The sequence below is a fragment of the Neorhizobium huautlense genome, from assembly GCF_002968575.1.
Taxonomy (GTDB): Bacteria; Pseudomonadota; Alphaproteobacteria; order Rhizobiales; family Rhizobiaceae; genus Neorhizobium; species Neorhizobium huautlense.
Genome location: NZ_PVBM01000004.1, coordinates 253,312 through 271,279 on the forward strand (window position 1 = coordinate 253,312; position 17,968 = coordinate 271,279).

The window sequence follows — 17,968 nt, forward strand, 5'->3', positions numbered from 1 at the left end:
AAAAAAGGAACAGGCGCCCGCCTCCGATGGCCCTCGGATGGCTCAACCGATCTCCGCCGTTCTGGACCGCAATATCAATGCACTCATTCAGCGGCGCGCCGCCGAGCAGGGGACAATGTCGCTGCAGGAGCGGATCGCTGAGGCAATGACAAATTTTGCGGGCAGCATGCTCTTTGTGTACCTCCACGCGATCGTTTTCAGCCTCTGGATCCTTGTGAATGTGGGATGGCTGCCGATGCTGCCTGCTTTCGACCCGTCACTTGTCATCCTGGCAATGGTGGCTTCGGTCGAGGCGATCTTCATTTCTACCTTCGTGCTGATCAGCCAGAACCGCATGGCCGCCGTAGACGACAGACGCGCCGACCTTAGCCTGCAGATCTCGCTTCTCAACGAGCACGAGACGACAAAATTGATCGCGATGGTATCCGCTATTACCGACAAGCTCGGCATCGAAACGGAAGTCGACCAGCAGGAAATCGACGAGATGAAGCAGAACGTACCGCCCGAGGTGGTCATGGAAGAGATCGAGCGGCAGAGAGATCATTAAGCAGGCATCATCTTCTATGACTTCATCTTCTTCAACTTCTTCCGGAACTCTGTCTCGCATTTTTCAGTTCAGATGGATCGAGAGGTGATCAGGCCGCCGGAAAAGGAGAAGATCTGCATGGACAGCACGACGATGCGGCGCCCGCAGGAAATGAAGGCCGCACTTTTGACTGGACCCGGCAGGATCGCTGTCGAGGCCCAATCACTGCCAGCGCCGGGGCCTCATCAGGTCAGAATCAGGCTGGAGGGCTGCGGCGTCTGCGCTTCCAATCTCGGCCCTTGGGCAGGGCCTGACTGGATGACCTTTCCAACAGAACCCGGCGGTCTCGGTCACGAGGGCTGGGGTTATATCGATGCGCTCGGATCAGATGTTCACAGTGTCGGAGTGGGCGACCGGGTCGCGGCACTATCCTACCATGCCTACGCCACGTATGACATCGCTGACGAGACCATGGTCGTGCCTCTGCCGCCGGCGCTGAACGGCAAACCGTTTCCCGGGGAACCGCTCGGTTGCGCAATGAACATCTTCCGCCGCAGCGGAATAACGGCCGGCCAAACCATCGCGATCATCGGTATCGGTTTTTTGGGCGCGCTCCTGACCCAGATCGCGTCGAAGGCCGGCGCCCGGGTGATCGCTATCTCGCGACGACCGTTCTCGCTCGAAATAGCCGAACGAATGGGAGCGGCCGAGACGATCGCCATGGACGACCACTGGCGCATCATCGAGGACGTGCGGAAACTCACCGACGGGCGCTTCTGCGATCGCGTTATCGAGGCCGTCGGCAAGCAATGGCCGCTCGATCTTGCCGCCGAATTGGCGATGGAGCGTGGCCGGCTGATCATAGCCGGGTACCACCAGGACGGGCCCCGGCAAGTCAACATGCAGCTCTGGAACTGGCGCGGGCTGGATGTCGTCAACGCGCATGAGCGTGATCCGGCCACTTATGTTCAGGGTATTCGCGAAGCGGTCGACGCCGTCGCGACCGGCCAGTTCGATCCCTCGTCCCTCTATACACATACCTACCGTCTGGACCAACTCGACCAGGCGCTGAACGATACCCGCGATCGTCCGCAAAATTTCCTCAAGGCACTGGTGATGTACGATGAATGAAATGCTTGCTGAGAGAACACTTTCGGTCTCTCCGAAACCGGTTCGGCTCGGCTTTCTCGGCGTCGGTTGGATCGGCCGACACCGCATGCAGGCAATCCTCGATACCGGCGTCGCTGAAGCGGTCGCGATCGCCGATCCGTCGCCCGAGATGGCCGCAGAAGCAAAAAAGCTCGCACCCGACGCCATCCTGGCCGAGAGCCTGGATGAATTATTGACCTGCGATATCGACGGGATCGTCATCGCCACCCCAAGCGCACAACATGCGGCACAGTCGATCAAGGCGCTGGAGGCCCGCGTCGCCGTCTTCTGCCAAAAGCCGCTGGGACGCACAGCTAGGGAGGCCGCAGCCGTCGTGCATAGAGCAAGAGAGGCCAACCGCTTGCTCGGGGTCGACCTCTCCTATCGTCATACCGCGAGCATGAACCGGATCCGGGAAGTCATGCGGACAGAAGAACTGGGCAAGATATTCGCAGCCGATCTCGTGTTCCATAACGCCTACGGGCCCGACAAGCCTTGGTTCTACGATAAGAATCTATCGGGTGGTGGCTGCTTGATGGATCTCGGTGTCCACCTGATCGACATGGCTCTCTGGTCGCTGGACTTCCCGACTATTGCATCAGTCTCCGGTCACTTGATGGCCGGCGGTCGGCCGATCGCCTTAGACGATCATCAGGTCGAGGATTACGGCGTCGCGAGCCTGACGCTCGACAATGGAACGGTTATCCGCCTCGCCTGCTCATGGCGTTTGCAGGCAGGCTGCGAGGCGATTATCGAAGCCAGCTTCTACGGCACCGGCGGCGGGATATCGATGCACAACGTCGAAGGGTCGTTCTACGATTTTATGGTCCAACGCTTCCACGGGACGTCGCGCGAAGTCCTCATCCGGCCTCCCGACGATTGGGGCGGACGAGCGGCAGCGGACTGGGTCCGAAAGCTGGCAGCTGGAGAAGCGTATGATCCCGCCTGCGACAGGCTTGTCAACGTAGCCGAGGTGATCGACCGCATCTACGCGGTGTCCGCTCGTCCCCGAACGGGCCCGGATCATACGGCGGCCTAACCCTTTCGTTGGGCGAACGAACCCACTGGGTCCGCCTCCCGTCCACGTTAGATGTTGCAAGCGTTCCATCGGCGGGCGAATGCCGCTACGCTAACCTATCCGCTTCCCCTCATCATTGAACAGGTGAATGTGCTCGGCCGGGAAAGCCACCATGATCTCACCGGTGACAGCCAATGCCTGCCGATCCAGCGTGAAGACCTTGAAGGCTATGCCATGCAGCGAAAGATGCAGGATGATGCCAAATCCGGTCGGCTCAATGAGCTCAACAAGGGCGCGCCTGCCCCTTCCATCGCTGGTGATCACCACATGCTCCGGCCGGATGCCCAGTGTGAGACTGCTTCCTTCCGGGGTGGATTCCGGGACGCTGGCCTCGATCTGGCTTCCATCCTTCAATCGCAACGCCCCACCTGAATAGGTCACGTCGAGGAAATTCATCCCGGGCGAGCCGATGAAGCCCGCAACGAACAGATTGGCTGGCCGGTCGTAGAGATCGAGAGGGCTTCCAACCTGCTGCACCACGCCGCCATGCATTGCGACAATGCGGTCCGCTAGCGTCATCGCCTCGATCTGGTCGTGCGTCACGTAGATTGATGTCGCCTTCAGGTCGGCATGCATCTTCTTGATCTCGGCCCGCATCTGCTCGCGCAGCCGGGCGTCGAGGTTGGACAGCGGTTCGTCGAACAGGAAAGCCTTCGGCTGGCGCACGATGGCGCGGCCCATTGCGACACGCTGGCGCTGGCCGCCGGAAAGCGCCTTCGGGCGGCGTTCCAGAAGCGGTTCGAGCCCGAGCTTGGCCGCCGCGCCGGCAACGGCCGCGCCGATCTTTTCCTTTGCCGTTTTCCGGAGCCGCAGGCTGTAGCTCATGTTGCCGGCAACGTTCATATGTGGATAAAGCGCATAGGACTGGAACACCATGGCGATGTCGCGGTCCTTCGGATGCAGGTCGTTAACCCGGTTTCCGGCGATGCGGATCTCACCCTTGCTGACGCCTTCCAGCCCGGCAATCATCCTGAGCAAGGTAGACTTGCCGCAGCCCGAGGGGCCGACCAGGACGATGAATTCCCCGTCGCGGATGTCGAGGTCGATGCCATGCAGCACGGAGACATGGCCGTAGGATTTTTCGAGTTTTTCGATCTCAATCGATGCCATTTGACTAACCCTTGACCGCGCCGGCCGTCAGACCCTGGACGAGGTAACGCTGGATGAGGAGGAAAAAGAGCCCGGCCGGGATGAGGGCGAGGACGCCGGCTGCCATCATCTGGCCGAAGTCGACCGAGAATTTCGAAACAAAGGTCAGGAGACCCACCGGGAAGGTGGCCGCAGCGTTGCCGTTGATCAACATCAACGCGAAGAGAAGCTCGCTCCAGGCGGCGGTGAAGACGAAACCGAGCGTCGCGGCGATGCCTGGCAACGTCAGCGGCAGGATGATCTGCCGGAAGGCCGTGAACTTGGTCGCCCCGTCGATCATCGCCGCCTCTTCCAGGTCCTTCGGAATGCCGTCGAAGAAGGACTGCATCAGAAACGTGGCGAAGGGCACGTTGAACGCCGAATAAACGAATACCAGACCTGTCAGGCTGTTGGTGAGGCCGAGCGGCGAGAGGATCTTGAAGATCGGCGCCACCAGCATGACCAGCGGAAACATCTGGGTCAGCAGCATCAGCGCGACGATCCAGTATTTCGCCCGGAAGCTGAAGCGGGAGAGCGCATACCCGGAAAGCGATGCGCAGACGGTGACGACCACGGCCGTCGATCCCGAGACGATCAGGCTGTTCTTGAAGAAGGTCGGAAAGGAGCTGTGCCGGAGCACGAAGGCATAATGATCGAACGTCGTGCGCGAGGGCCACATCCGCACGCCTTCCGAATAAAGAAGATCGTTTGGCGTCACCGACACTTTCAGCAGCCAGAACAGCGGGAAGAGCGCAAAGGCGATATAGCAGAGGATCGCAATGCGATGCGCGACAGTCGGCAGAAGGGATTGTTTCATGGGTTCAATCCTTGTTCAGCAAGGTCTGCCGCAGCAGGATGATCAGCATCGAATAGGCGAGCAGCAGCACGAGCAGCACCAGCGCGATCGCCGATGCGTAGCCGAAATCGAGCGCCTTGAAGGCCTGAGTGAAGATATAGCTCGCGACGATCTGGGTGCGATCCGCAGGGCCGCCGCCGGTCATGACCACGATGAGATCCGCGAAATTGGAAATCCAGACGGTGCGGAGCAGCACGGTGATGGCGATCGTCGGCGCAAGAAAGGGCAGAGTGATCGAAAAGAACCGCTGGAACCAATTTGCCCCGTCGATCGACGCCGCCTCGTAGAGATCGCGCGGGATCGCCTGCAGCGCGGCGAGCAGGGTGATGGCGAAGAACGGGATGCCCCACCAGACATTCGCAACGATCGGCCCCCACATCGCATATTGCGGATCGGAGAGGATGTTGCCCGGTTGCGACATCAGGCCGAGCCCGAACAGCCAATGCGGCAGCGGTCCGATCACCGGATTGAAAAGCCACGCCCAATTCAGGCCGGCGAGGAATGAGGGCACAGCCCAGGGAATGAATACGAGCGCCTGAACAAGGCCTCTCCCCCAAAAAGGCTTATCGAGCAGCAGAGCAAGGATAAGCCCAAAGACAAACTGCAAGAGGACGGAAGCGCCTGTCCACCACAGGGTATTTCTCAAGGCGCCATAGAAGGCGGCGTCCCTGGAAAGTTCTCGAAAATGCTCAAGGCCGATAAAACCTCCAGAAAACGGATTGAGCAGTTGGATATCCCGAAACGCATAGGAAATGCCGATGACCAGCGGCACCAGCATGACCACAACGATCAGGATCAGCGACGGGGCGCTATAGAGATAGGGCTCGCAAGCATGCGCGAGCCGCGTCAGCCACGGCCTGTGGTCGTGGTCCCTGCCAAGCGTATCGGCGGTGATGGTCATCGATGGTCGGCTTTCCGTGTGTTCTTCAATTGGTGGCACCACCTGCGGCCCCCTCACCCGGCCTACGCTAACGCTCGGCCACCCCCTCCTCTAGGAGAGAGGAGAACGGGAGGCATTACAGCAACTTCCCTTCTCCCCATTGGGGAGAAGGTGCCGGCAGGCGGATGAGGGGGCTCCGGGTTCGGAGCCCTATCCCTTACTTCTTCGCCAGATGCTTCTGCTGCGCCTTGGTGAGATATTCAGCCCACTGGTCGGCAAGCTGCTTCGGGGTGATGTCGCCGAGAAGCGCCTGCTGTGAGGTCTTGATTGCCAAGGAATCCTTGAAGAAGGCAAACTCTTCCAGATAGGTCGGCATCACCGTCGGCACCGTGTTCGGATCGGCAAGTTCCTCAAACCAGCCCTTGAACTGGTCGCCCGCGTAGAACGGGTCCTGTTCGGCGGACGTATAGGCCGGCAGGGCGCCGATCTTCTTGTTCCACTCGAGATTGCCTTCCTTACCTTCCAGCGTCGCGATCAGCTTCCACGACAGATCCTTGTCTTTCGTCGTGGAGAACATCGACCAGCCGGCATAACCGATGGTCGGGAAGGACTTGCCGTCAGGTCCTTTCGGCAGCGGGATGACCCCAAAATCCTCCTTCTTCATGCGCTCGGCGATCGCGATCAGCGCGTCCGGATCCTGATCGAGGAAGGCGCAGGTGCCGGAATAGAAGCCGGCGACGACTTCGTTGAAGCCCCAGTTGACGCTGTCCTTCGGTGCGTACCCCTTTTTGTAGAGATCGACCATCCACTCGATGCCCTTGGCCCAGCCTTCGCTGTTCATGGTCGAGGTACCGTCTTCCTTGAAATATTTGTTGTCGCCGGCCATCGAGGCGGCGAAGATCATCCAGCCGTTCAGGCCACCCGGGCCGCCGCGCATGCAGTAGCCATATTTGCCAGGCAGTTTGGAGACGGCTTCGGAGGCCTTGGTGAACTCGTCCATGGTCTTCGGCGGTTCCTTGACGCCGGCCTGCTCGAGCAGCTTCTTGTTGTAGAACATGGCACGCAGATAGAAGCCGTAAGGCAGCATATAGGCGGTCTTCTTGACGTCGCGGCCGAGTTCGAGCGCCCGGGGCGTCAGTTCCTTGGTCTGCTCCCACTTCGCAAGATAGGGCTCGAGGCTCTCCAGCATTCCGTTGTTGGCGTAGAGCGACAGCCAGGTATCGGGCATTTCCATCACGTCCGGCGTGTCGCCGGCGGAAACCATGGTCGCGAATTTCTGAAAGGCCTCGTTCCACGGCAGCGAGATGATCTCGACCTTGGTGCCGGGATTGGCGGCTTCAAACTTCCCGACAATCGACTTCAGCGTTTCGGTGCGCTCCGGGCTGGTGATGACTTCGACCAGCTTGAGTGTGGTATCGGCCAGCGCGCTGCCGGCCATCAGCGTGGCAAAAAGTACGGTTGTTATTAGCGTCTTCATTGTCGTTCTCCCAGTAGTTATCGGTTGATGCTTTAAGAGGCGACGGCGATCGCCTCCTGAAGATCGCTCCACAGCGCCTCGGTTCCCTCGAGGCCGACATGGAGACGGACGGACCGCGCATGAATGCCGAAGGCATGCGCGGAATTCGGCTGGGCCTTCTGCTGCAGGACCACTTCGCCTGGCACGATCAGGCTTTCGTGGCCGCCCCAGCTGACGCCGAGCTTGAAGAATTTGAGGTGGTCGGCAAAAGCGCGGATATCGACGCCGTCGCGGAAGATGAACGAGAAGAGGCCCGACGTGCCGTTGAGCCCCGCCGGAAGCCGGTTCGCCAAGCCCGGATGGCAGACCTTTTCCACCACGTCGAGTTCCTGCAGGCGGCGGGCGATAGTGAGGGCTGCAGCCTCATGTGCCTTCATGCGGATCGGCAGCGTCCTGAGCCCGCGGATCAGGAGCCACGCGTCGAAGGGCGAAAGTTTGCCGCCGAGATAGGGATAGGCCTCGGCCTTCAGCCGGGCGATCATCTCCTTGGACCCCGCAACGACGCCTGCGACGACATCGCTGTGGCCGCCGAGATATTTCGAGGCCGAATGGATGACGAGATCTACCCCTAGAGTTATCGGCCGCTGGAAGAAGGGGCTCGCCCAACTGTTGTCGATCATCGACACTGCGCCATGTTTCCTGGCGAGCGCCGCCAGCGAACCGACGTCATGGGCTTCCATCACCCAGCTCGTCGGGCTTTCCATGTAGAAGACCTTGGCGCCCGGTAGCGCTTTGGCGACAGCCTCCTCGTCGCGGCCGTCGACATAGGTGACCTCGACCTTCATCCGCTTAAGGATGGTGCCGAACAGCCGGAATGCGTCGGGATAAACGTGGTTCACCGCCACGATCCGGTCACCCGGTTCGACAAAGCTCAGCACAGCAGACGAGATCGCCGACATACCGCTCGCGAAACCGAGGGCATCCTCCGCGCCCTCAAGTTTTGCCAGCATTTCCTCAAAGGCGCGTACGGTCGGATTGAGACCACGCGTGTAGATCGGCCGCATCTTCTCACCGCGATAGGCGGAGATCATGTCGTCGTAGTCGGAGAAGGTGAAGAGCGAGGTCTGGAAGATCGGCGGAACCACCGCCTCTGCGAAATTGCCGTCGTCATGGGCGGTGATCAGCGAAGCGAGTTCGAATGGGTCGAGGCCGTCATTCATTTGGACATTTCCTTGATATCTTCCTCGACGATCTGGAGAATCTTCAGTGTCTCGCCGCGCGCGGCTTCAGCATCCTGCGCGACGATCGCGTTGAACAGGGTCCGGTGGTAAGGGAAGGACCGGCGCGCGAAATCGAAACGTTCGAACGGGTGGCTCCAGAACCGCTCGAACGTTTCGCGCATCTGTTCAAGCAGCTGACGGAAGAGCGGATTGTGGGTAGCGTCGTAGATGGCGAGATGGAACGCCAGGTCTTCCGGCCCCGACGCGCCCTTGGCATGGTGGACCCGTTCCATCTCCTCCAGTCGCGCCTCGATGATCTTCAGGTCTTCTTCCGTCCGCATTCGCGCAGCAACCATTCCCGCTTCGCATTCCAGCCCCCTGCGTACCTGCAGCGTCTGCAAAAGCGCGTCGCGCAGGTTGGCGGTATCGAGCGACAGGGGCATATGGATCGTGCGCCGCGAAATGGGCTTTAGCAGGTAGTTCCCGCTTCCCTTTCGGGACTCGACGACGCCAAGCGCCTGAAACCAACGGATCGCCTCACGGATCGTCGAGCGCCCGACGCCGAGGGCTGCCATCAGCTCCCGCTCGGCCGGCAACCGGTCGCCTGCCTTCAGATCGCCGTTCTCCACGTAATCGGCCAGCGCCTCCCCGACTTGGCGAGCCCTGTCAATCGGGGGAAGCAGAGGGATTAGCCCACGACGTTCAAATTGGTCTGACATCTGAGCAATAAAGATCCCTATCGGCTTTTTGTCAATGCGCTGGGAACGGAAATTGAGGAACCATTGCGCCCACCAGGCTCCGGGTCGGCCTCCCGGTAGTATGAAAGCTGTGCTAAGCTGCCGAGCAGCTTGACAGATTGGCGCATCGATGGAAGCTTTGGGCATGAACGGTTTGACTGATTGGCTATCTGATACAAGTCCGATCAGTCGGAAGAACGCGGCGGAAGCCATCTTCGAAGACCTCCGCTCAGCCATTACGTCAGGGCGGCTTGCCGTCGGCACCCGATTGCCCTCGGAAGCTCAGATGGCCGGCAGATATGGGGTAAGCCGACCCATTGTCCGCGAGGCGCTGCGCTCGCTCCAGACACTTGGCCTTACCCAGACGCGCACTGGCAGCGGCACCTATGTCCTGACCGCCTCACCCAACCCCGATCTCAACTACGGCGGCTATTCTGCCCGCGATCTTATAGAGGCTCGCCCGTTTATCGAAGGCCCGGCCGCTGGATGGGCTGCCTTGCGACGCAGCGAGCAACAGCTGGCGGCGCTGCTCGCCATCTGTGACGAGATGGATAGGCAGACGGACCCACATCAATGGGTACTTCTGGATTCCGGGTTCCATAGTGCCATCGCCGAAGCTTCGGGAAATGCCGTTTTCGCGAAGATTGTCGCCGATGCCCGGGACGCGCTGATGCAGCAGTCCGAGCTGGTCAACCTCATGGCGGGGCGTCGCGTAGCGTCCAACATCGAGCATCGCCAGATCGTCGACGCGATCCGGGAGGGCTCGGAGGAGCGGGCGCGTAAAGCCATGGAAGCGCATCTCGGCGAGGTCAAGCAGGTCGTCACCACGATCATCGGAAACGATCCGGCACAACCACTGCAATAGAGCGGCCCGTAACAGGCCGCTCTATCTCCTATCTTAAAAGTGCTCACGCTATGCTTCGGCAGCAAGGCTTGCAGGCGACAGGTTTGCCAGATGCTCGGGTTTCAGCGCCTCCTCAAGTTGCGCCGCCGTCAGATGGCCCTGTTCGAGCACCACCTGCGGGACCGTTCGCCCGGTTGCGAGCGCCTCCTGCGCGACCTTCGTGGCTGCGTAATACCCGATAAGCGGATTGAGCGCCGTAGCCAGGCCGATCGATTCTTCCACGCGGCGCGCCATGATCTCCGGGTTCGCGCTGATACCATCGACGCAGCGCTCGGCCAGGATACGGCAGGCGGCGCTCAGATGGCTGATGCTCTCCGAAAGCGAACGGACGATGATCGGCTCGAAGGCATTCAGTTGCAACTGGCCCGCCTCGGCCGCCATGGTGATGGTGATGTCGTTGCCAATCACGGCGAAGGCAACTTGGTTGACCATTTCCGGTATAACCGGATTGACCTTGCCGGGCATGATGCTTGAGCCCGCCTGTACGGGAGGCAGATTGATCTCTCCGATCCCCGCCCTTGGACCGGATGAAAGCAGGCGCAGGTCGTTGCACGTCTTCGACAGCTTGACCGCGACGCGCTTCAGCACGCCGGAGAGGTGAACGAAGGCGCCGGGGTCCTGGGTCGCCTCGATCAGATCGCTCGCCGTCACCAGTGGCCGCCCCGTCAAACGTGAGAGATGGGCGCAGGCGCAGGCGGCGTATCCGGCGGGCGCGTTCAGGCCCGTGCCGATGGCGGTCGCGCCGAGATTGATCTCGTGGAGCAGCTTGGCGGACTCCAGAAGACGCGCCCTGTCCTCGCCGAGCATGACGGCGAAGGTGCGGAATTCCTGGCCGAGCGTCATCGGGACAGCGTCCTGAAGCTGCGTGCGCCCCATCTTGAGCATGCCGTCAAACTCGCACGCCTTCCGCTCGAACGAGGCCTGCAAGATCTCCATCGATGCCGAAAGGCCGTCGATCGCCTCGATCAGCGCGACATTGACCGCCGTCGGATAGGCGTCGTTGGTCGACTGGCTCAGATTGACATGATCGTTGGGATGCAGGTGAGAGTAGTCGCCCTTGCGATGGCCGAGTAGTTCCAGCGCACGATTGGCGATCACCTCGTTCACGTTCATGTTGGTCGAAGTGCCTGCCCCGCCCTGAATGACATCAACCACGAACTGGTCGTGCAGCGCACCATTGCGAATTTCGCGGCATGCGAGGGCGATGGCCTCGAGCCGCCTGTCATCCAGAAGACCAAGCTCATGATTGGCAAGCGCTGCGGCCTCCTTCACAAAAGCCAGGCCGCGGACGAGGTGCGAAAAACGCCCGATCGGCATGCCGGTAACCTGAAAATTCTCCACCGCCCGCGCGGTGTGAACGCCCCAATAGACCTCGGCCGGTACTTCCTTCGCTCCCAGCAGATCATATTCGATACGCATCTCGGCCACATTTTCCTCCTGGACTGATTACGGGTAAATCTGTAAAGCTGTTTGACAGATTTCCGCAAATGTCGCAAGAAGGGCTACAGATCGCCGAGCAACGTCTGCACAAGACGCAGAGATTGAAATCGAGAATCTGTAAAACAGCTTAGAGAGGCGATCCCTTTACTGTTGCGGGGATCGTGGGAAAGCACGCTCATAGGGAGGAGCCATGTCAACGGAAGCCATCAAAGCCGCCGCTGTCGACCGCGAAGTGTTCATCGAAGAGGATAGCGGGTATCATAAGGCGCTGAAGCCGCGCCAGATCCAGATGATCGCAATCGGAGGCGCGATCGGAACCGGTCTTTTTCTCGGGGCAGGCGGACGCCTTGCCCAAGCCGGACCCGCGCTCATCCTGGTCTATGCCCTTTGCGGCTTCTTTGCGTTCCTGGTCCTTCGTGCGCTCGGCGAGCTGATCATGCATCGTCCGAGCTCGGGTTCCTTCGTCTCCTATGCCCGCGAGTTCTACGGGGAAAAGACGGCCTTCGTCACCGGCTGGATGTATTGGCTGAACTGGGCGATGACCTCAGTGGCGGACGTGACCGCCGTCGCGCTCTACATGAATTTCTTCAAACACTATGTGCCGTGGCTCGGCGGCATCGACCAATGGGTGTTCGCTCTCGTTGCGCTGGTGATCGTGCTGGCGATGAACCTCCTGTCGGTCAAGGTCTTCGGTGAACTGGAATTCTGGTTCAGCCTGATCAAGGTCCTGGCTCTTGCGACTTTCCTCTTAGTGGGCATCTACTTCGTCGTCTCCGGCACGCCGACTGACGGTCATCCTGCCGGCTTCAGCATCATCAGCGACAACGGAGGCCTTTTCCCCAACGGCATATTGCCGGCCTTCGTCATCATTCAGGGTGTCGTTTTCGCCTATGCCTCGATCGAGCTGATTGGCACCACCGCCGGTGAAACGGAGGACCCTCGCAAGGTCATGCCGGGCGCGATCCGCACGGTCGTTTTCCGCTTGATCGTCTTCTATGTCGGCTCGGTCCTGCTGCTCTCCCTGCTCCTGCCCTATACGGCATACAAAGCCGGCGAGAGCCCCTTCGTCACCTTCTTCGGGACGATCGGCGTCGAAGGTGCCGACATCATCATGAATCTGGTGGTGCTGACGGCCGTGCTTTCCTCGCTCAATGCGGGGCTCTACTCCACCGGTCGCATCCTGCACTCGATGGCGGTTTCCGGGTCGGCTCCGGCTGCTCTTGCGAAGATGAACAAGGCGGGCGTACCTTATGGCGGCATCGCGGTGACCGCCGTCGTCACCGTGATCGGCGTGGCGCTGAACGCGATTATCCCGGCCGCCGCTTTCGAGATCGCCCTCAACCTCTCGGCGCTTGGCATCATCTGCGCCTGGGGCGTCATCGTGCTTTGCCAGCTGAAGCTCTGGCACCTCTCCCGCCGGGGCGAGCTTGTCCGTCCGGATTTCCGCATGTTCGGTGCGCCCTATACCGGTATCCTGACGCTTCTTTTCCTCTTCGGCGTGCTGGTGCTGATGGCTTTCGACTATCCCGTCGGGACCTGGACCATCGCGTCGCTGGCGCTCATCGCGCCTGCGCTTGCCATCGGCTGGTATCTGTTGCGTGATCGCATCAACCGCCTTGCAGCAGAACGCACTCTTGCACCCGGGATCGCAGGTGAGTGAACGAGCGTTGAAAAAGAGCGCGACGAAGCCGTTGGTGGCGGTTATCGCCACCGGCGGCACCATTGCAAGCAAGCGCGGCACGAACGGCGCAAGCACCCCGACGCTTACCGGTGAGGATCTTCTGGCGCTCCTCCCGCAGGCCGATGCGCATCTGCGTCCGGTCGACCTGATGTCGAAGGATTCCGCCAGCCTGACCTTGTCCGACATGCAGCGCGTCAGCGATGCCGTAAAGTTGGAGCTCAATGATGCCGATGTGGGAGGTATTGTCGTGCTGCACGGCACGGACGCGATGGAAGAAACCGCCCTGCTCGTCCATCTGCAGCTTACGACGCAGAAACCGGTAATATTCACCGGTGCGCAATTCACGGCGGATCATCCCGACGCGGACGGCCCGGCAAACCTCTTAGCCGCCATCCGGCTCGCAACGGATCCCGCCAACGCGGAGCGGGGTGTTCTTGTAACCTTCGGCGGTCGAACCCTGCCCGCATGGGGGCTCTTCAAGCATAGCAGCGACGAGGCGGACGCTTTCCGGTCTGCCCGTTCGTTTCCCTTTGCCGAAAGTCCGCATCTGCCGGCGCCGGTCGACGGCATCCGCGTCGATATCGTCGCAATCTATCCCGGCTGCGATGCCGCCCATATCCGGGCAAGCGTCGACGCAGGCGCCCATGGCATCGTGCTCGCGGCCCTCGGCTCCGGCAACGCCAATCCCGCCATAGTCGACGCCGTCAGGCACTGCACCGAGCGTGGCGTTTCCGTCGTTATCTCCAGCCGCGTTCCGGTGGGGCTTCTGACCCCTGGTTATGGCGGCGGTGGCGGCGGGCACGACCTGGCCAAGGCCGGCGCGGTTCATTCCCAGACGCTGCGCCCCGCCCAGGCGCGCATTCTTTTGTCCAGCCTGATCGCAAGCCAAAGCTCGGCCGAAACGATGGTGCGCGCGTTCAGCGACCAAAACCCCGCCGATGCGGAGTGATGTGCGCCGCATGGCTTATTGAGACCTGCTTGCCTTGCTGGAGCTGTTCGCCACCTTTTTGCTTTGACGACTGAGCGGTGTTGCAAATACCATCGCCATGCCCCGTGGCCATGATATGACCCTGAGGCATGGAGACACAGAGATGAGGCTTACTCTTTCCATCCTGAAACCTGTGGCGCTTGCCGCCGCCCTCGCCTGCCAGACATCCAGTGTTCTTGCTGATGCGCAGCCCATTCAGTGGAATGCCCTGCGACCTTCCGACCAGTCGACTGCGACAATGCCGTTGCCCGGCATGGCAATCAGCCGCTCGCAAGGCGAAACGCTCGCATGGCATGAAGAGGGACGCGTGATCGAACTGACGGGCTTCATCCTGCCGATCGATCAGGACGGCGATCTCGTCTACGAATTCATGCTGGTGCCGTGGGCCGGCGCATGCAGCCACAGCGCGCCGCCGCCGCCCAATCAACTGGTCCACGTGGTTTCGGACGAGCCTTTCCGGATGTCGCGCGTATACGAGGTCATCACTGTGACAGGCTCTTTGAGGCCTGGCCTCGACAAGGCGCAACTGTTCATCATGGATGGTGTGCGTATCCTTGATTACGGTTACAGCATGAGCAGTGCCAAGGTCACAAGAGTCACAGGCCTGCCGGACCCCGATCTGCGCTCGGTATCGCCACTCGGGGTCGTAGCAAGGTGAATTCCAGAAGCTCTCACGGATATGAGAGCTTCTTCCGCAGAGCCGCAAGCCACGCCAATGCAGCGGGCAAAGAGCCGGCGTCATCTATCACGCAGCCTGCTGCCCCCAAGATCGATCATGCGCGTCGAAATCTTCTCGGCAACATCCCGATCGTGGGTCACCAGTAGGACGGCAAGCCCGGTTTCCTCCACGATCTCCCGCAGGAATGTGACCACTTCCTTCTGGCTGACGGGATCGAGACGGGATGTCGCCTCGTCCGCGAACAGGAAAACGGGGGCGAGGAGCAACGCCCGCAGCAGAGCAAACCGCTGTAACTCTCCGCCGGAAATCTGCCCCGGCAGACGGTCGAGCAAGATATCGGACAAACGCAGGCGACCTGCCAATGCTTCGACATCGGCCCAGTCCTTGCCATGCAGCCGGACGAGATCCTTCAGTCCCTTGCGGATGGTTTGATGGGGTGCGAACGCCGCCGGCGGGTCCTGGTAGAGCTTCTGGAAGCGTAGCGGCGAAAGGTCGGGCTTGCGTTCGACCATGCCTTCGTCTGATTTGGCCAGGCCAAGCAGGATGTTGCCGATGGTCGTCTTGCCGCAGCCGCTCGGGCCGAAGATCGAGACGATCTCGCCGGCCGCGACTTCGATATCGAGGCCGGAAAACAGAGCCTTGTCGCCGTAACGCTTTTCCAGTCCACGCCCGGCAACGACCATCTCGCCCGCGTTCTTCTGTTTCCGCGGCTCCCATCGCGCCGGTTCAGCAGCCAGCAGCGCTTTTGTGTAGGAATGCTCGGGTGCCTCCAGCAACTTCCGGGCCTCGCCGTACTCCACGAGGCGTCCGTCCAGCATGACGCCTATAGTTCCGCCGAGGGCGCGAGCGACGGCAACGTCGTGGGTGATCGTCAGCAGCAGACGCCCTGCCTCTACCTCCGACAGCAGACGGGCCGTTACCGAACGCCTGAGCGCCGCATCAAGACCCTTGGTCGGCTCGTCGGCGATCAGAAGCTCGGCATCCGCAGCATGCGCGATGGCAATCGCCGCCCGCTGGCCCATGCCGCCGGACATCTGGAACGGGTAGAGCTCGGCCGCCTGCTGGAGGGAAACATCGGAAAGATTGCTCCTTGCTGCTACTGCGCTGTCTTCAACCGACTTTGCCTTCACATAGCGATGGACCTCGGCCACCTGCGGCGCCACGCGCATGGTCGGATCGAGCGCCAGCCACGGCTCCTGCGGCAGGAGGCTGATGCTGCGGCCCCAGCGGCGACGTCGCTCCGACGGCGTCTCCCGAAGAATTTCCGCGCCCTTGAAGAGGATATGGCCTGTGGCGCGCAACTCATTTGGCAGGTTGCCCATGATCGCCTGGGCAACGAGGGACTTTCCAGACCCGCTTTCTCCGAGCAGGGTCAAGGGCCGACCGCGACCCACGGCAAGAGATACACCGGAAACAATGGGACCCGACTGGGAATGCACGGATAGGTCGGAGACGGAAAGGTCGGTATTGATGGGTATGTTCATGCCCGATCTCCTTGCGCGAGCAGTTGCAGGCCAAGTACGAGCAGGAAGATCAGGACGGCCGGAAGCAACACATGAACGGGCGCTTCAGCGAAATAGGGGAGAAGTTCGACGATCATGCTACCCAGTTCCGGCGTCGGGGGCTGCAATCCAACGCTGATCGCGCTTAGCGTCGAAACGGCAATAATGGCGGTCGCCATGGCGAAAGCAGACAGCGTGGCGATCATCGGCCCGATGACCGGCAACACATAATGGACGAGGATATAGCGGGAACCGAAACCAAGCATGCGCGCCGCTTCGATATGCGGCTGGGCAAGCACCGTCCGCGTCGTCGCCTTGGTTAGGCGGTAGAACTCGACCCATAGGGTTAGCGACAGCCCGAGGAAGAGCGGCCCGTAATCGCCCGGAGAAAAGGCGAGCAGCAGCAGCACCAGCATGAGCCCCGGCAAGGCCAGCACCACGGTCGCCACAAACTCAAGCATGCGTTCTGCCCATCCGCCTTTCCACGCCGCGGCAAGACCAAGCAGGATGCCGGGCACCGCCGCCGCCAGCATGGTGAGAAACGCCATGCCGAAGGAGAGGCGTGCGCCGTGGGCGAGACGCGCCAGGAGACTGCGCCCGTAGTGATCCGCACCCAGCAGGTAATCGCCGCCTATCGGGGCCAGGCTTGCGCCGAGATCCTGTGCCGACGGATCGGATGAGATGACCAGAGGTCCAAGAAGGGCAAAGCCGCCGAGCAGGATCAGCAGCCCGGCGCCGGCCAGTCGCGCCGTCCCGACACCCGTTCTGGCTCTCGTGGATGTCATGTTGTCGATGGTGCTCATACGGTTTTCCCTGTACGCGGGTCCAGCCAGAGGGTGAGAAGGTCCACGGCGGCTCCGATCGCGACGAACATCAGCCCCATCATCAGCGCCGTCCCCTGCACCATCGGGATGTCGCGCTCGACGATCGCATGCACCAGCGCATGCCCGATGCCCGGATACGCAAAGAGCGACTCCACCACCACGACCCCTTCGATCAGATAGATCGCCTGGAGGCCAAGATAGGAGACGACGGGAATGGCCGCGTTCCGGAGCCCATGACGGCGCACGACGATGGGTTCCGAAAGTCCCTTGTAGCGAGCGAAGGCGAAATAGGGTGCCTGGGCAACGGCCGCGACCGCATTGCGGGTGACCCGGCTCGACATGGCCGCCAGCCCAAGCGCCAGGGTCAATGCCGGAAGCAGGATCTCGCGCGGCGAGCCGAAGCCGGCCGGCGGCAGCCAACCGAGCTGCCGGGAAAAGACCAGCATCAGGATCAGCCCCAGCACGAAAGGCGGAATGGCGCGAAAGATGACGGCGCCCATGAGACCGAGACGATCCGCGGCTCCCCCCGGCTTGAGGCCGCCGAAGAGCCCGACGATCGGACCGATCAGCAGCGACAGCACGAGAGCAGCCGCCGCCAGCCAGACGGAAGCACCGAGCTGCACCTGCAGTTCGTGGGCAACGGCGCGGCCGGTCACCAGCGAATGGCCGAGGTCGAAACGCGCCAGGCTACCAAGCCATTCCAGGAACTGCATCGCGATCGGCCGGTCGAGACCAAGTTCGAGACGCACCTTTTCCGCCGCATCGGCAATTCTTGCATCCGGCCCGTAGCGGCCCGCCGCAATGCGCATGGCCGCATCGCCCGGCAGGACGCGCATCAGGATAAAGCACAAGGCCCCGACCGCGACCGAGACGATGCCGGCTTGCAGCAGGCGCGCGACAAGGAAGTTCTTCATCGCGCT

General features: G+C 61.3%; 17 protein-coding genes. 7 read left to right on the forward strand and 10 right to left on the reverse strand.

Annotated features, from left to right (window positions below):
- Window positions 1–37: 37 nt before the first annotated feature.
- The 3 genes from C5L12_RS06830 to C5L12_RS06840 all read left to right on the forward strand — a co-directional run bounded on the left by C5L12_RS06830 (window position 38) and on the right by C5L12_RS06840 (window position 2,714).
- Entirely contained in the window at window positions 38–547 is a 510-nt protein-coding gene (locus C5L12_RS06830) for a DUF1003 domain-containing protein (protein ID WP_105371333.1), read from the forward strand.
- A gap of 117 nt (window positions 548–664) precedes the next feature.
- Complete coding sequence (locus tag C5L12_RS06835) at window positions 665–1,657, forward strand: MDR/zinc-dependent alcohol dehydrogenase-like family protein (RefSeq protein WP_105371334.1); 993 nt, start codon at window positions 665–667, stop codon at window positions 1,655–1,657.
- Window positions 1,650–2,714: a Gfo/Idh/MocA family protein gene (locus C5L12_RS06840; protein WP_105371261.1), complete on the forward strand. Its 1,065-nt coding sequence runs from the start codon at window positions 1,650–1,652 to the stop codon at window positions 2,712–2,714. The genes C5L12_RS06835 and C5L12_RS06840 overlap by 8 nt, the downstream gene beginning before the upstream one ends.
- A gap of 90 nt (window positions 2,715–2,804) precedes the next feature.
- Here the strand turns inward: C5L12_RS06840 and C5L12_RS06845 are convergent, their stop codons facing one another.
- The 6 genes from C5L12_RS06845 to C5L12_RS06870 all read right to left on the reverse strand — a co-directional run bounded on the left by C5L12_RS06845 (window position 2,805) and on the right by C5L12_RS06870 (window position 9,012).
- Window positions 2,805–3,863: an ABC transporter ATP-binding protein gene (locus C5L12_RS06845; protein ID WP_105371262.1), complete on the reverse strand. Its 1,059-nt coding sequence runs from the start codon at window positions 3,861–3,863 to the stop codon at window positions 2,805–2,807.
- Between the two features lie 4 nt (window positions 3,864–3,867).
- Complete coding sequence (locus C5L12_RS06850) at window positions 3,868–4,698, reverse strand: carbohydrate ABC transporter permease (RefSeq protein ID WP_105371263.1); 831 nt, start codon at window positions 4,696–4,698, stop codon at window positions 3,868–3,870.
- A 4-nt stretch (window positions 4,699–4,702) separates the two neighbouring features.
- Complete coding sequence (locus tag C5L12_RS06855) at window positions 4,703–5,638, reverse strand: carbohydrate ABC transporter permease (RefSeq protein ID WP_105371264.1); 936 nt, start codon at window positions 5,636–5,638, stop codon at window positions 4,703–4,705.
- 196 nt (window positions 5,639–5,834) lie between these two features.
- On the reverse strand, window positions 5,835–7,094 hold the full coding sequence (locus C5L12_RS06860) for an ABC transporter substrate-binding protein (protein ID WP_105371265.1): 1,260 nt from the start codon (window positions 7,092–7,094) through the stop codon (window positions 5,835–5,837).
- Window positions 7,095–7,126: 32 nt separating this feature from the next.
- A complete protein-coding gene (locus C5L12_RS06865) occupies window positions 7,127–8,293 on the reverse strand; it encodes a PLP-dependent transferase (protein ID WP_105371266.1) in 1,167 nt (388 codons plus the stop codon).
- On the reverse strand, window positions 8,290–9,012 hold the full coding sequence (locus tag C5L12_RS06870; protein ID WP_105371267.1) for a FadR/GntR family transcriptional regulator: 723 nt from the start codon (window positions 9,010–9,012) through the stop codon (window positions 8,290–8,292). The genes C5L12_RS06865 and C5L12_RS06870 overlap by 4 nt, the downstream gene beginning before the upstream one ends.
- A gap of 163 nt (window positions 9,013–9,175) precedes the next feature.
- Here C5L12_RS06870 and C5L12_RS06875 point away from each other — a divergent pair, with 163 nt between their 5' ends.
- Entirely contained in the window at window positions 9,176–9,895 is a 720-nt protein-coding gene (locus tag C5L12_RS06875; RefSeq protein WP_105371268.1) for a FadR/GntR family transcriptional regulator, read from the forward strand.
- Window positions 9,896–9,943: 48 nt separating this feature from the next.
- Here the strand turns inward: C5L12_RS06875 and C5L12_RS06880 are convergent, their stop codons facing one another.
- Window positions 9,944–11,353, reverse strand: a complete 1,410-nt coding sequence (locus C5L12_RS06880) for an aspartate ammonia-lyase (RefSeq protein ID WP_105371335.1) — start codon at window positions 11,351–11,353, stop codon at window positions 9,944–9,946.
- 211 nt (window positions 11,354–11,564) lie between these two features.
- On the opposite strand from C5L12_RS06880, the gene C5L12_RS06885 reads away from it, so the two are divergent.
- The 3 genes from C5L12_RS06885 to C5L12_RS06895 all read left to right on the forward strand — a co-directional run bounded on the left by C5L12_RS06885 (window position 11,565) and on the right by C5L12_RS06895 (window position 14,701).
- A complete protein-coding gene (locus tag C5L12_RS06885; protein ID WP_105371269.1) occupies window positions 11,565–13,034 on the forward strand; it encodes an amino acid permease in 1,470 nt (489 codons plus the stop codon).
- The gene (locus C5L12_RS06890; protein ID WP_245422788.1) at window positions 13,027–14,004 is read left to right on the forward strand and encodes an asparaginase; all 978 of its coding nucleotides are present in this window, start codon (window positions 13,027–13,029) and stop codon (window positions 14,002–14,004) included. The genes C5L12_RS06885 and C5L12_RS06890 overlap by 8 nt, the downstream gene beginning before the upstream one ends.
- Before the next feature lie 142 nt (window positions 14,005–14,146).
- Window positions 14,147–14,701, forward strand: a complete 555-nt coding sequence (locus tag C5L12_RS06895; protein ID WP_105371271.1) for a DUF3299 domain-containing protein — start codon at window positions 14,147–14,149, stop codon at window positions 14,699–14,701.
- An 80-nt stretch (window positions 14,702–14,781) separates the two neighbouring features.
- Here C5L12_RS06895 and C5L12_RS06900 read toward each other — a convergent pair whose 3' ends face one another.
- Genes C5L12_RS06900 through C5L12_RS06910 form a run of 3 tightly spaced genes read right to left on the reverse strand, consistent with a single transcriptional unit; the run spans window position 14,782 to window position 17,962 of the window.
- Window positions 14,782–16,206, reverse strand: coding sequence for an ABC transporter ATP-binding protein (locus C5L12_RS06900; protein WP_105371272.1), 1,425 nt, complete (start codon window positions 16,204–16,206; stop codon window positions 14,782–14,784).
- Complete coding sequence (locus C5L12_RS06905; RefSeq protein WP_105371273.1) at window positions 16,203–17,027, reverse strand: ABC transporter permease; 825 nt, start codon at window positions 17,025–17,027, stop codon at window positions 16,203–16,205. The genes C5L12_RS06900 and C5L12_RS06905 overlap by 4 nt, the downstream gene beginning before the upstream one ends.
- Window positions 17,024–17,962 (reverse strand): ABC transporter permease, encoded by a 939-nt coding sequence (locus C5L12_RS06910; protein ID WP_105371336.1) that lies wholly within the window; start codon window positions 17,960–17,962, stop codon window positions 17,024–17,026. Before C5L12_RS06910 ends, C5L12_RS06905 begins: the two co-directional genes overlap by 4 nt.
- Window positions 17,963–17,968: the final 6 nt, after the last annotated feature.

What these genes read in the sequence shown, in the direction of transcription:
- C5L12_RS06870 (WP_105371267.1), bottom strand. Translation starts at nt 9,012, where the DNA reads ATGTCAGACCAATTTGAACGTCGTGGGCTAATCCCTCTGCTTCCCCCG.
- C5L12_RS06900 (WP_105371272.1), bottom strand. Translation starts at nt 16,206, where the DNA reads ATGAACATACCCATCAATACCGACCTTTCCGTCTCCGACCTATCCGTG.
- C5L12_RS06880 (WP_105371335.1), bottom strand. Translation starts at nt 11,353, where the DNA reads ATGCGTATCGAATATGATCTGCTGGGAGCGAAGGAAGTACCGGCCGAG.
- C5L12_RS06845 (WP_105371262.1), bottom strand. Translation starts at nt 3,863, where the DNA reads ATGGCATCGATTGAGATCGAAAAACTCGAAAAATCCTACGGCCATGTC.
- C5L12_RS06895 (WP_105371271.1), top strand. Translation starts at nt 14,147, where the DNA reads ATGAGGCTTACTCTTTCCATCCTGAAACCTGTGGCGCTTGCCGCCGCC.
- C5L12_RS06830 (WP_105371333.1), top strand. Translation starts at nt 38, where the DNA reads ATGGCTCAACCGATCTCCGCCGTTCTGGACCGCAATATCAATGCACTC.
- C5L12_RS06865 (WP_105371266.1), bottom strand. Translation starts at nt 8,293, where the DNA reads ATGAATGACGGCCTCGACCCATTCGAACTCGCTTCGCTGATCACCGCC.
- C5L12_RS06910 (WP_105371336.1), bottom strand. Translation starts at nt 17,962, where the DNA reads ATGAAGAACTTCCTTGTCGCGCGCCTGCTGCAAGCCGGCATCGTCTCG.
- C5L12_RS06875 (WP_105371268.1), top strand. Translation starts at nt 9,176, where the DNA reads ATGAACGGTTTGACTGATTGGCTATCTGATACAAGTCCGATCAGTCGG.
- C5L12_RS06905 (WP_105371273.1), bottom strand. Translation starts at nt 17,027, where the DNA reads ATGAGCACCATCGACAACATGACATCCACGAGAGCCAGAACGGGTGTC.
- C5L12_RS06850 (WP_105371263.1), bottom strand. Translation starts at nt 4,698, where the DNA reads ATGAAACAATCCCTTCTGCCGACTGTCGCGCATCGCATTGCGATCCTC.
- C5L12_RS06855 (WP_105371264.1), bottom strand. Translation starts at nt 5,638, where the DNA reads ATGACCATCACCGCCGATACGCTTGGCAGGGACCACGACCACAGGCCG.
- C5L12_RS06840 (WP_105371261.1), top strand. Translation starts at nt 1,650, where the DNA reads ATGAATGAAATGCTTGCTGAGAGAACACTTTCGGTCTCTCCGAAACCG.
- C5L12_RS06885 (WP_105371269.1), top strand. Translation starts at nt 11,565, where the DNA reads ATGTCAACGGAAGCCATCAAAGCCGCCGCTGTCGACCGCGAAGTGTTC.
- C5L12_RS06860 (WP_105371265.1), bottom strand. Translation starts at nt 7,094, where the DNA reads ATGAAGACGCTAATAACAACCGTACTTTTTGCCACGCTGATGGCCGGC.
- C5L12_RS06835 (WP_105371334.1), top strand. Translation starts at nt 665, where the DNA reads ATGGACAGCACGACGATGCGGCGCCCGCAGGAAATGAAGGCCGCACTT.